The sequence below is a fragment of the Primorskyibacter marinus genome, assembly GCF_003313245.1.
GTDB classification, from domain to species: Bacteria; Pseudomonadota; Alphaproteobacteria; order Rhodobacterales; family Rhodobacteraceae; genus Primorskyibacter; species Primorskyibacter marinus.
The window spans coordinates 147405-164033 of record NZ_QJSD01000001.1 but is presented as its reverse complement, the minus strand read 5'-3'; the positions used below and the strand labels follow the sequence as shown (position 1 = coordinate 164033).

The following is a 16629-nucleotide window of genomic DNA, read 5'->3' as shown; positions in this document are numbered from 1 at the left end:
AGACGAAATGAATGATCTGAACGGCAAGGTTGTTGCCATCACAGGCGCGGCCTCTGGCATCGGTCTGGCTTGTGCGCGGGAATGTCTGGCCGCAGGTGCGCAGGTCGCGCTGATCGACAGCAACGAGGCCGCAGTGCAAAAAGCCTGTGCAGAGCTTGGCGCAGGCACCTATCCGGTTGTGACCGATTTGCTGAACCCCGAGAGCGTCGCGCAGATGCTGCCGCAGATTCTGGCACAGGCCGGCAGGCTGGATGTGTTCCACGCCAATGCAGGTGCCTATGTGGGGGGCGACGTTCTTGAAGGCGATCCGGATCAATGGGACAGGGTGCTGAACCTCAACATCAACGCGGTGTTCCGGTCTGTTCACGCGGTCTTGCCGCATCTGGCGGCGCAAAAATCCGGCGATGTCATTTTGACCAGTTCCGTCGCCGGGGTCGTTCCCGTCGTCTGGGAACCGATCTATACAGCCTCCAAACATGCGGTGCAGGCCTTCACCCACACCGTGCGTCGGCAGATGTCCCAACACGGCGTGCGTGTCGGGGCGATCCTTCCGGGGCCCGTTGTCACGGCGTTGCTGGATGACTGGCCCAAGGCCAAGATGGATCAGGCTTTGGCCGAAGGCAGCCTGATGCAACCCAAGGAAGTTGCCGATTGCGTGGTGTTCATGCTGACACGGCCGCGGAACGTGACCATTCGCGATCTGGTCCTTCTGCCCAATGCTGTGGATCTGTAGATGACCGGACCTGATTTTGTAGGTGCCGATGTCGGAACCGGCAGCGCGCGGGCCTTTTCGATGCGGCGGGTACGCTGCTGGCCAGCCAGAAGCGCGACATTCAGATGTGGCGTGATGCGACGCTGCCCTACATGCTGTTTGACGGTCGCGCCGCGCAGTATGCTTTCAGAAAATGACACCCTTGCGCAGGATAAAGCATCCGAAGGGACGATCCTCGCTGCATTGCACTACGGCAAAGCTGCCTCCGGCGCGGCGATAAAAGGCCTGACGTTCGATGCTTGATAATATGCCGCCTTCGGGTAAGCGCGGTGTCAGCACGTCCCAGACGGCCCGATGCACGTCTGACATCGTGTCGGGCTGATCGTCGATCTCCATGCGCAGGACGGAATGGGTGTGGAACGTGTCCAGCGGCATCAGGCGGGTGATCAGGTCGGCCACGATTGTTGCGTCATGGCCGGGATAATGGATCACGTCCTTGACCAGACAGCCGGCGGCTGACCACTGGGCCGGATAGTTGCGGTCGGCGATGACGATCTCATCGCCATGCCCCATCCGCGCAAGCGTATAAAGCAATTCGGGTGTCGTTCGTGGGTCCATTCCGATCAGCATGGGACGCTCCGTTCCTGAAAGGGGGTCCGGCCCCGAAACTGTCAGGGCCGGATCGGTATGCATCAGCGCGCGGGCAGGGCCATCCAGTCGGCCACCGCCACATCGGCATGCTGGAACTGGGGCATCTTCGCGCCCAGATCTTCCATATTGCGGATGTCATTGTCGTTCAGGAAGGTCTGCGTGATCAGGGTTGGCGGCACCACCACGGAGGCACCCGGATCCTCGCCCGTCAGCATCAGGGCCAGCGCCCGGACCGAAACCTCGCCCACCACGGATGGGTTCGTGGCCACGGTCGCTTTCCAGGCGCTGCCCGGCTCCCGCATCAGGGCGATATCCGCGGTCGAGACGTCGGCGGAATAGATGCTCAGGTCACCGCTCAGGCCCAGCTCGTCCGCGGCGATTTTCACGCCTTTTGCAAACTCGTTGAAGGGTGCGAAAAACACCGAGATGTTGGGATTGGCCTGAAGCGCCGCGCGCGCCTGATTTGCGTTGGCATTGGCAATCGGATTGTCGAGCGTGCCGACCCGAGCGGCCTCGGTGATGCCGGGATTGGCTTGCTTGACCTCTTCCCAGGCGACATGACGACGATCCAGTGGCGCGATGCCCGGAACGTAGACATAGCCTGCCGCGAAACTGTCGCCATTGTCGGCGATGGCCTGTTCCAGCGCCAGCTTGCCCAGCAGGTAGTCGGACTGTTCGATCTGCGGGATGGCCTCGTTTTCAACGTTCACGTCAAAAGCGACGACCTTGATGCCCGCATCCACGGCCCGCTGCGCGGCTTCGCGCATGGATTCTGTCAGCCCGTGCTGGATGATGATCCCGTCCACACCCAGCGCGATGGCCTGATCCACCATATCGGCCTGAAGCGCCGCGTCCTGACGGCTGTCCAGCACGCGCAGGTTGACGCCAAGCGCATCAGCTTGGGTTTCGACGCCGGACAGATAGGCCTGAAAGAAGTCGCCCGTGGACAGGTAGCGCACAAGCGCGATGGTCACATCTTCGGGATTGTCCAAAGGGGCAGGTGGTTCTTGTGCCGTTGCCGCACCCGCGCCAAGCGCAAGGCTTGCCACGCTCGCCATGGCCATGAAATGACGTCTCAACATATCGCGTTCTCCCATTCGCTGATGATCAATGTCCCGTGCCGGTACGGCGTGAGGACAGGTAAAATGTGAAGACAAGAGCGGCGACAAGCACGGCCCCCTTGACAAAATCCTGTGTGTAATAGGGCGCGTTCATCATCGTCATGCCTTGCAGCAGGATGCCGACGAACAGCGCGCCGATGGCGGTGCCGAACGCGTTTGGCCGGGCGACACCCAGAACCGCAAACCCGATCAGCGCAGCCGCAACGCTGTCCAGCAGCAGGTTGTTGCCGCTGGCAATGTCGCCGCGCCCCAGCCGTGCGGCCAGAAGGATTCCCCCGATAGAGGCGGTCACGCCAGAAATCATGTAGGCCGCGATCTTGTAGCGGTTGACCGGCGTACCGACGAGCGCGGCCGCCCGCGCGTTCGACCCGATTGCGTACATCAGACGTCCATGCCGGGTGAAGCCCAGAAACAGCCAGATCAACACGGCAATGGCAACGAAGATCACCACCGGCATCGGCAGCAACCGGTCGATGACCACGTCAAAACGGTGACGACCCAGCCACAGGAAGGCGGCGGAAAACGTGCCCTCGGCCACGCTGCCATCCGGCAACATCATGCCCGCCGCGATGGAGTTGCCCTGCGTCGGGATGCGCTGCAAGCCGATCAGAAGAAACATCATGCCCAGCGTCGCCAACAGGTCAGGTACCCGGAATTTCACGATCAGCACCCCGTTGATGAACCCGACCAGCGCACCCATTCCAAGGCACAGCATCACGGCAACGGGGGTCGGGTGTTCGAGGATCACCATGGAATAGGCCGACAGCATCAGCGCCGAGGTCGCGACCGCCCCGATGGACAGGTCGAACCCGCCGACAACCAGCGTGCAGGTCACACCAAGTGCAAGGATGCCCGTGATCGCCACCGATTGCAGCACGAATGCGGCGGATAATGGGCCAAAGAACCCCGGTGCCGCGAGGCTGAAATAGACGATCAGCCCGATCAGAAGGATCAAAAAGCCATAACGGATGGCGAAATCTAGTAGACGGTCGTTCATGTAGCAGTGCCTGTTGCGATAGGTTTGGCCCCCGAAATATCCGCGACCAGCGCGGCGAGGTCGATGTTCTGGTTTGCGTGTTCACCGACGATTGCGCCCTCATTCATCACGATAATGCGGTCGGCGAGCTCAAGCGCCTCGTCAATCTCGGCAAGAAAGACCAAGGTGGTGCGCCCCGGTGCCGAGGCACGGATATGGTGCCCGATGTCACGCCGCGCCCCGATGTCCACGCCCTGAAACGGCTCATCCAGAAGCAGCACCTTGGCAGGTTCCAGCAGCCAGCGGGCGATCATCACCTTTTGCTGGTTGCCACCCGACAGTGTGTCGATGCCGTCGCCCACCGACTGACACACAATACCAAGCTGGTGGACCATCTCCTGCGCCCTGCTGCGTTGCTGGCGCGCTCGGAGGAACGAGCCGATGCTGAGACCTTGAAGGAAGGGCAGGGTCATGTTGTCGGCAATGTCGAACGCCGGGATCACGGCATTGGTGCCCCGGTCCTTGGGGGACATGAACACCCCTTGCGCAATCGCATCCTCGACCGAGCGAGGCGCGTAGCCCGTGCCGTTGATGCGGATCTGTCCCTGTGCGGGGCGCGTGATGCCGAACAGGATCTCTGCCAGCCGACTTTTCCCGCTGCCCAGCAAGCCGACAAGCGCCACCACCTCACCGTCATGCGCTGCAAGGTTGATCGGCGTGGCGTTGGGGAAGAGTTGCAGATCGTGCAATTCGAGAACCGGCTTGGTGCCGCTTTGTACCGCGACATCCACATCGGTCATCCGGTGCCCCAGCATCGCGGTGACTGCGGCTTCGTAATCCAGCGGGTCCGTGTCGAAAACGCCAGAGATCGCACCGTCGCGCATCACCACGATGCGGTCGGCAATGCGGCGGATGTCAGACATGCGGTGCGAGATATACAGGATCGCGACGCCCTGATCGCGCAGGCGGTCGATCAGCGCAAAAAGCCGGTCCGCCTCGGTCGCGGAAAGCGATGAGGTCGGTTCGTCCAGGATCAGCACTTTCGGGGCGCGAGCCATGGCGCGGGCGATGGCGATCATCTGGCGATCGGCAACCGCCAGGTCGGACACCCGCGCGCGCAGGTTCACGTCAATGCCCATCGCGGCGGCCACCTTTGCGGCCTCGGCGCGCAGGTGGCGTTCGCGGACAAACAGGCCGTGACCGCGATCCACCAGACTGTCCAGCATCAGGTTGTTGGCCACGTCCAGATCCGGGATCACCCCGTCATCAATGGATTGATGTACAGTGACCACGCCCTTGCGGATCGCGTCCGCCGCATCTGTCGGCTCAAACGCTGATCCGGCCAGTGTCATTGTGCCGCCATCGGCGCGATGATGGCCGCAGATCACCTTGACCAGCGTCGATTTCCCCGCACCGTTGGCCCCCATAAGCACGGTTACGGAGCCCGGCGAAAGGGTCAGGTCGATCTGACGCAATACATGGTTTTTCCCGAAGGATTTTTGCAATCCGTTCACTTTGAGCGCGTCACCGGCCACTCGCTTCCTCCCGTTGATGGGGCGACGGTAGGCGCGGGGGAATGCATTTGTCAAATGATTTGACAAAAGTATAAATACGAGGCTACCCAAGACGTGACAGCGCGTCGAAGCAAGAGGGAGACATCGCTGATGAGCGCAGACACGGCGTATGAAGCATTAACCGTGGAGACCTTGCCGGAACGGTTGAAAGACGTGACGGCCCTGACAGCGCAGGTCGGTGAAGATCCGGCATTGTGGCAGGTGGAAGAGGTCGGGGACGGCAATCTCAACCTTGTGTTCATCGTCACGGGCCCCGGCGGTAAAGTCATCGTCAAACAGGCGCTGCCTTATGTGCGCCTTGTCGGCGATAGCTGGCCTTTGCCCCTATACCGGGCGTTTTACGAATATCACGCGCTGATCCGTCAGGCCGCCCGCGATCCGGGGGCGGTGCCGGCCATTTACCATTTCGACGAGTCGCAGGCGCTGATCATCATGGAGTTTCTGGCCCCGCATGTGATCCTGCGCCGCAAGCTGATCGCGGGCGAACATGTCGCCGGTCTTGCAGAGTTTCTGGGGCGTTACTGCGCCCGCACGGCCTTTCGCGGGTCCGAACTGTCGATGAGCAGTCCGGACAAGAAAGCGGATGTGGCGCTTTTTGCCGGAAATGTGGAAATCCCCGCCATCACCGAGGCGCTGGTCTTTACCGATCCGTATTTCGATGCAGAGATGAACAGCCACACGGAGGGGCTGGACCCGGTCATTGCAACGCTGCGCGCGGATGTGGCCCTCAAGATCAAGGCGCAGCAGGCGTTGCAGCGGTTCGTGTCGAACACCGAAACCATGGTGCATGGCGATCTGCATTCCGGGTCGATCATGTCGACGGGTAGCGACAGCCGGGTGATCGACCCGGAATTTGTGCAATACGGCCCGCTGGGATTCGATATCGGCATGCTTTGTGCGAATTTCCTGATGGCCTATTTCAGCCAGCCTGCGCATCGCGGGGCTGACCTTGACGAATATCAGGACTGGATCCTTGGGGTCATCGCGGACACTTGCCGTATTTTCGAGGCGGAGTTTCGTCATCTCTGGGCGACCGAGCGGACAGGCATCCTGTTTCCGGCCGCGCTGTTCGAAGATCAGGGCCATGACAGCAGCCCGGCCTGCGACGCCGTTCTGACGGGGCTGTGGCGCGACGCCTGGGTCGTTTGCGGGATCGAGATGCATCGGCGTTGCCTGTCATTGGCGCATAATGCCGATTTCGAAGACATCGCCGATATGTCGGTTCGTGCATCGCTTGAGGCCCGGAACCTCTTGATGGGCGCGGAACTGATTCACACGGCAGATACGGTTGCAAATGCGCAGGCGGTTTGCGCCCTTGCGCGGGACTACAATGGAAAGGATGTCTTATGAACATCGACGGCACGCATTATCGGTCCCTGTGGTGGAACAGTGACAATGACGTTCTGGAAATCATAGATCAACGCTGGTTGCCGCATGAATTCCGCGTCGTTCCCGTGGCGACGATGCAGGATTTCGCCGATGCGATCTACCAGATGCGGGTCCGGGGGGCACCGCTGATCGGTGCCACTGCGGCCTATGGCATGGCGCTGGCGATGGCCGAGGATCCAACGGATACGAATATGGATGCGGCCTGGACGTTTCTTGAAAAGACCCGCCCCACGGCCATCAACCTTCGCTGGGCGCTGGACCGCTGCCGTGCGGCGTTGCGCCCCTTGGCCGAGGCCGACCGCGCTGCTGCCGCCTTGACCCTCGCGCATGAGATTGCCGATGAGGATGTCGAGATCAACCGCCGGATCGGTGAAAGCGGTCTTGCCCTGATCCAGGAGATTGCCGCCAGAAAACCCGCGGGAGAGCCTGTGCGGGTGTTGACCCATTGCAATGCCGGATGGCTGGCCACCGTGGATTGGGGCACCGCGACAAGCCCTATGTACCATGCCCATGACGCAGGCATTGCACTGCATGTCTGGGTGGACGAAACCCGGCCACGCAATCAGGGCGCGCTGACCGCATGGGAGCTGGGCAAACACGGGGTGCCGCACACCTATATCACCGACAATGCAGGCGGGCATCTGATGCAGCACGGCATGGTGGATCTGGTCATCACGGGAACCGACCGCACCACCCGGCGCGGCGATGTGTGCAACAAGATCGGCACCTATCTCAAGGCGCTGGCGGCACGGGACAACGATGTGCCGTTCTACGTCGCGCTGCCATCGCCGACGATTGACTGGACCGTCAGCGATGGCGTGTCCGAAATCCCCATCGAAGAGCGTAACGCCCAAGAGATCACCCATGTTCAGGGCCTGACAGAGGACGGGCAGATCGGCACCGTACAAGTCACGCCCGCCGGGACGGACGGGGGCAATCCGGCCTTTGACGTGACACCGAACCGTCTGGTCACCGGCCTGATCACCGAACGCGGGGTTTGCGAGGCCTCCGAGGAAGGGCTGGCCAATCTGTTCCCGGATTTTGTCAGAGCGGCAGAATAGGCGATGCCCGTGACCGTCGGGCCATTGGGCAAGGCAAAACCCGGTGCCACGGATCTTGCGCGGCTTCCACCGCGTGACGACACGCCGTTTGTCGAGGCGGCATGGCTTTATTATCACGACGGGCTGAACCAGAACGAGATCGCGGAACGTATGCGGATCAGCCGCGCTTCGGTGGTCAATTACCTCAATGAGGCGCGCGCGCGGGGCTGGGTGCGGGTGCATCTGGACAGCGATGTGTTCTGCGGCCATCGTCTTGCGGCAGAGCTTTGCGCCGTCTACGGCTTGGCCGAGGCCCTTGTGGTGCCCGATGATCCGGTCGATCCCGAGGGCGCTGCGGCAAGCGTCGCGCGGGTGACGCGGGCGGCGGCCGACTGGTTGCCCCGTTTGCTGGGGCCGGGCGACAGGCTGGGTGTGTCCTGGGGCGCGACCGTGTACCAGATGGCGCAGCAACTGCCAAACACGCCGGTGCCGGACCTGACGGTGATCCAGCTTCTGGGGTCGCGCCCCGCCGCACTTGGCTTTGCCGCCGAGGCATGTACCGCGATACTGGCACAAAGGCTGGGCGGGCAATGCATCAACCTGCATGTGCCGCTGGTCCTGTCGAGCAAGGCGTTGCGCGACGCGCTGTCGGCCGAACCGGTGGTGCATGACCAGCTTGACGCGCTGGCAGGCTGCAACAAGACCGTTCTGGCTTGCGGCACCTGCGACGCTGACGCCCATGTGGTGCGCTCCGGCATCCTGAGCGCTGAAACCATCGCCGATGCCCGTGACAATGGCGCAGTCGGCGTGATCTGTGGCCGGTTGATCGACAGCGCGGGACAGCCCGTGCCGACCGAGGTTGAGGACCGCATGATCGGCGTGACCCTGGATCAGATGCGCGGCAAGGATATGGCGCTTCTGGTCGCTGCGGGTCCGGGCCGCGCGGCACCTGCAAAGGCAGCTATCAAGGGCGGCTTTGTCACGCATTTGGCGACCAGCACGCGGGTCGCGCAAGAATTGTTGGAGATGAAACCATGACGCCAGCACCCCCGCTTCCCGATACCACCGCAACCCGTCAGGCGTTGATAGACGCCTGCCTCTGGATGAACGAACGGCACCTCAACCAAGGCACTTCGGGCAATATTTCGGCCCGGACCCATGAGGGTATCCTGATCACGCCCTCCGGCGTACCCTACGAGGCCCTGACGCCCGAGGCGATGGTCACGATCCCGCTCTCCGGCTTGCCGGCGGATGGCAGCGCAAAACCGTCCTCGGAATGGCCATTCCATCAGGGGATGCACAACGCGCGCCCCGATATGCCGGTGGTTTTGCACGCCCATCCGCCTTATTGCAGCGTGCTTGCGGTACAGCGCCGACAGATCCCGGCATGCCACTACATGATCGCGGCCTTTGGTGGAAATAATGTGCCGCTGGCGGATTATGCGCTCTTTGGCAGCCCGGAACTTTGTGCCAACATGGCGCAGATCATGGCGGACCGGCACGGCTGCCTGATGGCCAATCACGGCGCGACGGTTCTGGGCGAAACGATCGACAAGGCCCGCTGGCGGCTGGAAGAGCTTGAAACGCTTGCGCGCACCTATCTGTTCAGCAGCATCGGCGGCGAGGCGCATATGTTGTCGGATGCCGAAATCGCAGAGGTGCTGGTCGCATTCCAAAACTACGGGCCGCGAGAGACAGACAACACAAAAGGCTAAGGAAACACATCATGCAGTATCGCACCCTGGGACAGACCGGGCTGAAGGTTTCGGCACTTACAATGGGGACGTTCACATTTGGCGGGCGCGGGGACTTTGGCCGCGCCGCCAGTCAGGATGTCAGCGATGCACGGCTGCTTGTCGACACCTGCATCGACAACGGTATCAACCTGTTCGACACGGCGAACATGTATTCCACCGGACTGTCCGAGGAAATTCTGGGCGAGGTGCTGGAAGGCCGATATGACAACATCCTTGTCACCTCGAAGGCGCGGATGCCGATTGGCGACGGCCCGAACGATGAAGGCCTGTCGCGCTGGCACCTGATCCGTGAATGTGAACGCTCGCTAAAGCGGCTGCGCACCGACCATATCGACATTTACTACATGCATGAATGGGATGGCCTGACCCCTGTCGAGGAAACGATGGAGGCGCTGGATACGCTGATCCAGCAGGGCAAGATCCGTTATGCGGGCTGTTCCAATTATTCAGCGTGGCATGTGATGAAATCGCTTGCCGCCGCGCCGCGTCATTCCAGCCGATTTGCCACCCAGCAGATCCACTACACGATCGAGGCGCGTGAAGCGGAATACGAGCTTTTGCCGCTTTCGGTCGATCAGGGTCTGGGCGTGCTGGTGTGGTCGCCTTTGGCGGCGGGGCTGCTGTCGGGCAAACACCGCCGGGGTGCCGGACCGGCTGAAGGATCACGTCAGGCTGCGGGATGGGACGAACCGCCGATCCGCGACACAGAGCGGCTGTGGAACATCGTCGATGTGCTGGTCGAAATCGGCGAGGCGCATGAGGTCGAGGCGGCTCAGGTCGCGCTGGCCTGGCTTCTGACCCGTCCGGCGATCGCGTCACTGGTGGTCGGCGGCCGCAGGGTGGAACAGTTCGAGCGTAACTTCCGCGCCGTGGATCTGGTGCTGAGTGAAGACGAGTTGACCCGCCTCAACGATGTCAGCCGCCTGCCGCTGGTCTATCCCTATTGGCATCAGCACAATTTTGCCCAGCCGCGTTTCAGCGCCGCCGATCAGGCCCTGCATGCGGATTACGCGGATCGCTATTATGGCGGGGACGATCCGCTGGTCTAAAGTAAAGCGGTCCGGGCAGGGTCCGGACCGCATCATCGGTGTTCGGCTTTTCCGTTTTTGGCAGCGGTTTTACTGTCCGGTCGCTGCCTTGACCACGGATTGCATGGCCAGCATGCCGGGATCGTCCATGCCGATGCTTTTGTCACCGAATATCCGCGCGCGTCCAACCGTGGCGGGCTTGTCACGGAAATCATCCAGCGCATCGTCCACCGCCTGGGCAGCAGCGTGGGCCATATCCCCGGCGTCGGCCTTGGCCGTGGCGCGGGCGACATAATCAAGGCTGTCCAGAACGGTCTTGCCGCCCAGGTCCGCCTTGCCGCGTTCCTGCATCTTGTCGCGCGCACCCGCGATCAGGTCCGGCACATTGGCCACGTCAATCGACTGCGCGCCGCGCAGGGTTTTGGCGGCGCTCATCAACCCGGTGGCCATCAACGTGCCATAGGACGACCCCGACGATTTGGTAAACGCCTGCGCGCATTGAAACAGCGCCTTGCCGATATCGTCGGGCAGGTCGTCCTTCATGGCGGTGATGGCGCGCATACCGCGGGACATGGTGACGCCCAGATCACCGTCGCCCAAGGCTCCATCGGCAGTGTTGAGCATGTCGAAGTCACGCTCCATCGCCGCGGCAATGCGGTCAATGGCGGACAAAAGCGCGTCGCGGGTGATCGTCATCCCACCCTCCAGAACGCGCAGTCGCAGGGGGCATTCAGAAGCGTTTCCAACTCTTCGTCCAGCTTGCACAGGGTGAAGGACACGCCCGTCATCTCCATCGAGGTGGCATAGCGGCCGACCAGCGGCATGACGATTGTCGCGCCTGCTTCCTCCAGCCGGGCCTTCACGGTGCGATACAGGATGTACAACTCTTCCGGCGGGGTCGCCCCCAGCGAATTGACCATGACCGAGACACGGTCGCCGCTGGCAATCGGCATATCGGCCAGAAGCCGATCCATCATCTCGCCGGCGATCTGGTCAGCCGTTTGCAGCTTGCCGCGCCAGACGCCCGGTTCGCCGTGGATGCCCATGCCCATTTCCATTTCGTCATCGGCGATCTCGAAGGTGGGTTTGCCGGCTTGCGGCACCGTACAGGGCGACAGGGCCGCCCCGATGGACCGGCAGGCATCGGCGGCTTTCTGCGCCACGGCGGTCACGCCCGCCAGATCGCGGCCTTCCTCGGCGGCGGCTCCGGCCATTTTGAAAGCGTAGACCATGCCAGCCACGCCGCGCCGCTTTTCATGTTCCTCGGGCAGGGCAGAGGCCACGTCATCGGCCAGCAGCACGGTGGAACAGGTGATGTCCTCGAATTCCACCAACTCTCCGGCCATGTCGAAATTCATCACGTCGCCGCCGTAATTGCCATAAAGGCGCAGCACGCCCGCGCCGCTATCGGCCACGCGGATTGCATCTGCCATCTGTTCGGCTGAGGGCGAAGAAAAGACATCGCCGATGGCGCAGGCGTCAAGCAGACCTGTGCCGACATAGCCGGTAAAGACGGGCAGGTGGCCCGATCCGCCGCCGGTGACGATGCCGACCTTGCCATCCTTGCCCGGTTTCGCGCGGGCGACAACCTTGCCGCCATCGCCATGCAGGCGGTAATATTCCGGATGTGCGGCAGTCAGCCCGGCCAGCATCTCGTCTACATAGTCTTCTGGATTGTTGAGTATCTTTTTCATCATGTCCTCCTCCCGCTCGGGATGGATGTTTATTTCGAAGGTTTCAGGCTGCCGCGTAGGGCGGTGAGGGCGTGGGTGTTGATGACCATGACCAGGATCAGCAGTGCCCCCCAGATCAGTTCTCGCGCGAAGTTGGAGACCTGAAGCATATTCAGGCCGCTGGACAGGAATTGCATCGACAGCACCGCCAGGACGACCCCGATCACGCGCCCGTAGCCGCCGTAAGGGTTCACCCCGCCCAATACGGCGATCAGCACCGACAGAAGCAGGTAGGACGACCCGTAATCGGCCTTGGCCGAATTGGCGCGGCTCATCACGATGAGACCCGCAATGGACGAAAACACCCCTGCGATCATGTAGACCTTGAGCAGCACCCGGTTGACATCAATGGCGGCATAAAGCGCGGCCATCGGGTTGGCCCCGTACATTGTCACCCGCAGACCGAAGGCAGTTCGTGTCAGGATCAGGTGCAGCAGGACGGCCAAAAGGACAAACAGGACCAGCGGCACCGGAACGCCCAGAAGCGTCGCGTTTCCGATCAGCGCGACGGTGCCCGGAAATCCCATCACCGCGCTGCCGCCGGTCATGGCAACGGCAAAGCCGGTAAAGACCAGACCCGATCCCACAGTGGCAAGAATGGGCGGCAGGCCAAAGAACGCCACCAGCGATCCGTTGATCAACCCGGCAATGGCCCCGACACACAGCGCCGCCGTGACGGCGATGACAAGCCAGAGTGCCGATTGCGAGGCAGGCATCTCGGCATCCGAGAATTGCGTCAGGATAAGCGCTGCCACCACCGCCGACAGGTTGGCGACCCCCACAACCGACAGGTCGATCCCGCCGGTCATCATGGCAATCGTCATGGCCAGCGCCAGAATTGCAAATTCCGGAAACTGAAACGCCATGGAGGTCAGGTTCTGCGCCGACAGGAAGCGGTCCGGCGACAGGACGGACATCAGGCCAAAGACAAAGACCGCGATCACCAGCAACCGGAATTCCGGGGCGGCGGTGACGTCTTTCATGGATGTGTGTGTAGACATGATACCCTCATCCTGCCTGTGCGGCGGTCCGCTTGGCGCGATAGGCGGGAATGCCAGTGCCAAGCAAGATCAGGATGCCGATTGTGACGGATTGCCATGTGGTCGGAATGCCGACCACGATCAGGCTGTTCTGGACGATGACGATCAGGGCCACGCCCAGCATCGTTCCGGTCAGCGTGCCGTAGCCTCCGATCAATCGCGCCCCGCCCAGAACCACGGCAGCGATCACCGACAGTTCCAGCCCGACCAGCGAGAACGGATCGGCCATGCGCCCGACCGCCCCGTGAATGATGCCCGCAAGCCCCGCAAGCGCGCCCACATAGACATAGACAAAGAACTGGGTCCATTTGACGTTGATGCCGATCCGCCGCGCGCTTTCGACCGATCCGCCGATGGCATAGATCGACCGGCCCAACATGGTCTTGCGCAGGATGAACCAGGTCAGGACGATCACGAACACAAGCGCAAGCACCGCCCAAGGGATCGAGTAGAAATTCCCCGCCTCGGTCGTGCCCCGCGCAAGGACGCCGCGTGAAAAATCGCGCATCGAAGGCGGCAGGTTCGAAATCCGTTGCGAGCCGATGAAGGTCAGCAGAAAGCCTCGAAAGATCGACAATGTGCCAAGCGTGACGATCAGGGTGGGAAGGCCCAGAAAGGCGATGAAAAACCCGTTGATCGCCCCCAATCCCGCACCGATTATGACAGAGATCACGAAGATCATTGGCCAAGGTATGTTTGGCCAGATGGCCAGCGCCAGTACGGTTGACGAATACATCGCGACAACGGCGACCGCGGTGAAACTGACGTCGATGCCGCCGGAGACCAGCACCAGCATCGCACCCACGGCCAGAATGCCGATCACGATGGAGGCGCGCAGCAGGTCCGACACGGTCGTGATGCTGAAGAAGCGCGGATCCGACAGCGTGGCGAGAATGCAGAACAGTATGATCACGCCGGCGACCAGCGTTTCATTGCGGCTCCAGAAATCCTTGGGAAGCAGGTTGGTCATGAGGCAAGCCTCTGGGCTAGGTCGTCTTCGGTCACTGATTTTCCGTCCAGCGCGTCGATAATACGGCCGTCGCGCATCACCAGGATGCGGTGACAGGTGGCCAGCAATTCAGGCAGGTCGTCCGAGATCACGATGATCCCGATCCCCTGACTTGCCAGATCGCGGATGATGCCGTGTATATCGGCCTTCGATCCGACATCGACGCCGACGCTGGGGCCGTTCAGGACCAGTACACGGGGCGTGCGCGACAGCCACCGTGCCAGCGCGACCCGCTGCTGGTTGCCGCCAGACAGGGATTTTACCGGGGCTTCGACATCCGGTGCCTTGACCTTGAGCCGACGGAGCCACTCCGACGCCTCCTCGGTCAGACCCTGCATATTGAGGAATCCGGCACTGGAATGTGCATCCAGACGCCCGACAGCGACGTTGCGCAGAATGGACTGGCTGAGAAACAGCCCTTCGGTCAGGCGGTCCTCGGGGACATAGCCGATCCGCGCCAGTGACGCCGCCTGCGGGTCGCCCAGAGGCACCTGCTTGCCATCGACCGTGATGCTGCCCGCGTCCGGCGATACCAGACCGAACAGCGCCTTGGCGACAGAGGTGCGCCCACATCCCAACAGCCCGGTGATGCCCAGCACTTCGCCGGTCTTGAGTTCGAAATCTATGTCCGCGAACGACCCTGCCTTGGTCAGCCCCTGAACCTGCATCAAGGTCTGTGCCCCGGCGGTCACGTCGCTGGGCGGCATTTCGGGCACGTCGCGGCCCGTCATGTGATAGGTCAGCGATTGCGTGTCAAAATCGGATGCCGGCCCTTCGGCAACCTTCTTGCCGTTGCGCAGCACCACCACCTTTTCCGACACGTCAAGCACTTCGGCCAATTTGTGGCTGACGAAAATCACCGCGACGCCTTCTTCCTTGAGCATCCGGATGATGCCCTGAAGGCGGCGAACTTCTTTGTCGGTGAGGGCCGTGGTGGGTTCGTCCATGATGATCAACTGCGCCTTGGATGCCAATGCGCGGCAAATCGCGACCAACTGTTTTTGCGCGACGGGCAGGGACTCTACCCGTGCATCCAGGTCGATCTGGACCCCGATCCGGTCCAGCGCGTCGCCGGCAATCTTGCGCGCGGAACGGGATCTGAAGAACCGCTGATGGGTCGAAAGCTGGGTGGCAAAGGCAATGTTTTCGGCCACGCTGAGGTTCGGGAACAAGGAGAAATCCTGAAAGATCACCATCACGCCAGCCGCAGCCGATATGCGCGGATTGAGAGTCGGATGATCCTGACCAGCGATGCGGATCGTGCCTTCGGTGGCAGGTTCCACGCCCGAGATGATCTTGATGAGGGTCGATTTTCCGGACCCGTTTTCACCTGCCAGACAGACCGCTTCGCCGGGCTGGACGGTGAAATCAACAGAGTCGAGCGCTGTCACACCGGCGTAGCGTTTGGTGATCGCTCGCAGGTCGATAAACGCGGTGTCATGGTCTGAGGACATGAACAACCAACTTGATTTGAGTGTAGTTGAAAAATGGGGACGGCCCGCAAGCCGCCCCCGGATGCGACAGGATCAGAACGGATATTCGCTCATGTTTTCCTTGTTCACGTTCACCCAGGCCTGGCCGAAAATGACCTTGCCATCGAGTTTCACATTCTCATAGCCAGTCAGGCCAAGGTCCATGCCGTCGGTGACTTCTTCACCGTTCAGCAGCATGACCGCGATCTTGTTCATCGCTTCGCCTGCAACCGCCGGATCCCAGAACCCGATGCCGTCCACCGCGCCGGTTTCAAGATACTGACCGGCGATCGACGGTAGCGAGGTGCCGAAAATGCAGGTGTCGTCCTCCATCCCGCGTTCTTCAATGGCGCGGCCAATACCCGCCACGTCGGTCGAGGCCGATCCCTGCATTCCCTTGATGTCCGGGAAGGCGCGCAGAACCTCTTGCGCCTTGGTATAGGCTTGCTCGGCATCGTCGAATGTTTCGTTCTTGTCACCGACCAGCGTCATGTCGGGATAGTTGGCTTCCTGATGGGCGATTGCACCATCCACCCACTGGTTGTGCGTCTGCGATGTCAGCGAGCCGACGAAGACGGCATATTCGCCTTCACCGCCCATGCAGGTGGCAAGCTGTTCCATCAGGTTCGCGCCGAAATCCTCGTTCACGAAGGCCTCAAGGTCGTAGGTGGTGTTTTCCTGTGCCGCCGCCTCATGTGTGACCACGGCGATGCCTGCTTCCATGGCGCGGCCAAGCACCGGCTCCAGCGCTTCGGGGGACATCGGAACAACGGCCAGCGCGTCAACACCCTGGGCGATCATGTCTTCGATCAGCGCAACCTGCTGCTGTGGATCGGCCTGCGCGGGGCCAACCTGAAACGCGTTCATGCCGGTGTCTTCCGCGAACTTGTTCACGCCTTCTTCCATGCGGTTGAACCATTGGATACCCGCGATCTTGACCACGGTGGCAATGTTCGCGGAGTGACTGTCTGCGGTTGCCTGAGTGCCCAGAAAGGCGGTCGATACAAGCGCAGCACTGGCAAGCAGTTTGATCTTGGTCTTCATGTCTCTCTCCCTATGCCCGCCTTTTGCGGGTCATTGACCTGGACCACGAGGAAACTCATCGACCCAAGCAGAATGTGTTACTT

General features: G+C 61.7%; 16 protein-coding genes. 6 read left to right on the top strand and 10 right to left on the bottom strand.

The genetic code is table 11. The features are described 5' to 3' along the window. Positions 1 to 7: 7 nt before the first annotated feature. Positions 8 to 733, top strand: coding sequence for an SDR family oxidoreductase (locus DMZ65_RS00765; RefSeq protein WP_116597017.1), 726 nt, complete (start codon positions 8 to 10; stop codon positions 731 to 733). Between the two features lie 165 nt (positions 734 to 898). On the opposite strand, the gene DMZ65_RS00760 is transcribed toward DMZ65_RS00765, so the two are convergent. From DMZ65_RS00760 to DMZ65_RS00745, 4 genes are all read right to left on the bottom strand, one after another. Then, a complete protein-coding gene (locus tag DMZ65_RS00760) occupies positions 899 to 1342 on the bottom strand; it encodes an RbsD/FucU family protein (protein WP_157960537.1) in 444 nt (147 codons plus the stop codon). A 62-nt stretch (positions 1343 to 1404) separates the two neighbouring features. Beyond that, on the bottom strand, positions 1405 to 2445 hold the full coding sequence (locus DMZ65_RS00755) for a substrate-binding domain-containing protein (RefSeq protein ID WP_116597539.1): 1041 nt from the start codon (positions 2443 to 2445) through the stop codon (positions 1405 to 1407). A 25-nt stretch (positions 2446 to 2470) separates the two neighbouring features. Beyond that, on the bottom strand, positions 2471 to 3481 hold the full coding sequence (locus DMZ65_RS00750; RefSeq protein ID WP_116597015.1) for an ABC transporter permease: 1011 nt from the start codon (positions 3479 to 3481) through the stop codon (positions 2471 to 2473). After that, complete coding sequence (locus tag DMZ65_RS00745; RefSeq protein WP_116597014.1) at positions 3478 to 4995, bottom strand: sugar ABC transporter ATP-binding protein; 1518 nt, start codon at positions 4993 to 4995, stop codon at positions 3478 to 3480. Before DMZ65_RS00745 ends, DMZ65_RS00750 begins: the two co-directional genes overlap by 4 nt. A gap of 129 nt (positions 4996 to 5124) precedes the next feature. Here DMZ65_RS00745 and mtnK point away from each other — a divergent pair, with 129 nt between their 5' ends. From mtnK to DMZ65_RS00720, 5 genes are read left to right on the top strand one after another with little or no spacing between them, the layout of a single operon-like run. After that, positions 5125 to 6384, top strand: coding sequence for an S-methyl-5-thioribose kinase (gene mtnK, locus DMZ65_RS00740; RefSeq protein ID WP_116597013.1), 1260 nt, complete (start codon positions 5125 to 5127; stop codon positions 6382 to 6384). Beyond that, entirely contained in the window at positions 6381 to 7484 is a 1104-nt protein-coding gene (gene mtnA / locus DMZ65_RS00735) for an S-methyl-5-thioribose-1-phosphate isomerase (protein ID WP_116597012.1), read from the top strand. Before mtnK ends, mtnA begins: the two co-directional genes overlap by 4 nt. A gap of 3 nt (positions 7485 to 7487) precedes the next feature. Further along, on the top strand, positions 7488 to 8501 hold the full coding sequence (locus DMZ65_RS00730) for a sugar-binding transcriptional regulator (protein ID WP_116597011.1): 1014 nt from the start codon (positions 7488 to 7490) through the stop codon (positions 8499 to 8501). After that, a complete protein-coding gene (locus tag DMZ65_RS00725) occupies positions 8498 to 9178 on the top strand; it encodes a class II aldolase/adducin family protein (RefSeq protein ID WP_116597010.1) in 681 nt (226 codons plus the stop codon). The genes DMZ65_RS00730 and DMZ65_RS00725 overlap by 4 nt, the downstream gene beginning before the upstream one ends. A gap of 11 nt (positions 9179 to 9189) precedes the next feature. Then, the gene (locus tag DMZ65_RS00720; protein ID WP_116597009.1) at positions 9190 to 10269 is read left to right on the top strand and encodes an aldo/keto reductase; all 1080 of its coding nucleotides are present in this window, start codon (positions 9190 to 9192) and stop codon (positions 10267 to 10269) included. 69 nt (positions 10270 to 10338) lie between these two features. Here DMZ65_RS00720 and DMZ65_RS00715 read toward each other — a convergent pair whose 3' ends face one another. The 6 genes from DMZ65_RS00715 to DMZ65_RS00690 form a co-directional block, all read right to left on the bottom strand. Then, the gene (locus DMZ65_RS00715; RefSeq protein WP_116597008.1) at positions 10339 to 10944 is read right to left on the bottom strand and encodes a dihydroxyacetone kinase subunit L; all 606 of its coding nucleotides are present in this window, start codon (positions 10942 to 10944) and stop codon (positions 10339 to 10341) included. Beyond that, complete coding sequence (locus DMZ65_RS00710; protein WP_116597538.1) at positions 10941 to 11942, bottom strand: dihydroxyacetone kinase subunit DhaK; 1002 nt, start codon at positions 11940 to 11942, stop codon at positions 10941 to 10943. Before DMZ65_RS00710 ends, DMZ65_RS00715 begins: the two co-directional genes overlap by 4 nt. 29 nt (positions 11943 to 11971) lie before the next feature. Further along, a complete protein-coding gene (locus tag DMZ65_RS00705) occupies positions 11972 to 12982 on the bottom strand; it encodes an ABC transporter permease (RefSeq protein WP_116597007.1) in 1011 nt (336 codons plus the stop codon). A 7-nt stretch (positions 12983 to 12989) separates the two neighbouring features. Continuing rightward, on the bottom strand, positions 12990 to 13991 hold the full coding sequence (locus tag DMZ65_RS00700; RefSeq protein WP_116597006.1) for an ABC transporter permease: 1002 nt from the start codon (positions 13989 to 13991) through the stop codon (positions 12990 to 12992). Beyond that, the gene (locus DMZ65_RS00695; protein ID WP_116597005.1) at positions 13988 to 15484 is read right to left on the bottom strand and encodes a sugar ABC transporter ATP-binding protein; all 1497 of its coding nucleotides are present in this window, start codon (positions 15482 to 15484) and stop codon (positions 13988 to 13990) included. The genes DMZ65_RS00700 and DMZ65_RS00695 overlap by 4 nt, the downstream gene beginning before the upstream one ends. 72 nt (positions 15485 to 15556) lie before the next feature. After that, positions 15557 to 16546, bottom strand: a complete 990-nt coding sequence (locus tag DMZ65_RS00690) for an autoinducer 2 ABC transporter substrate-binding protein (protein WP_116597004.1) — start codon at positions 16544 to 16546, stop codon at positions 15557 to 15559. Between the last annotated feature and the right edge of the window lie 83 nt (positions 16547 to 16629).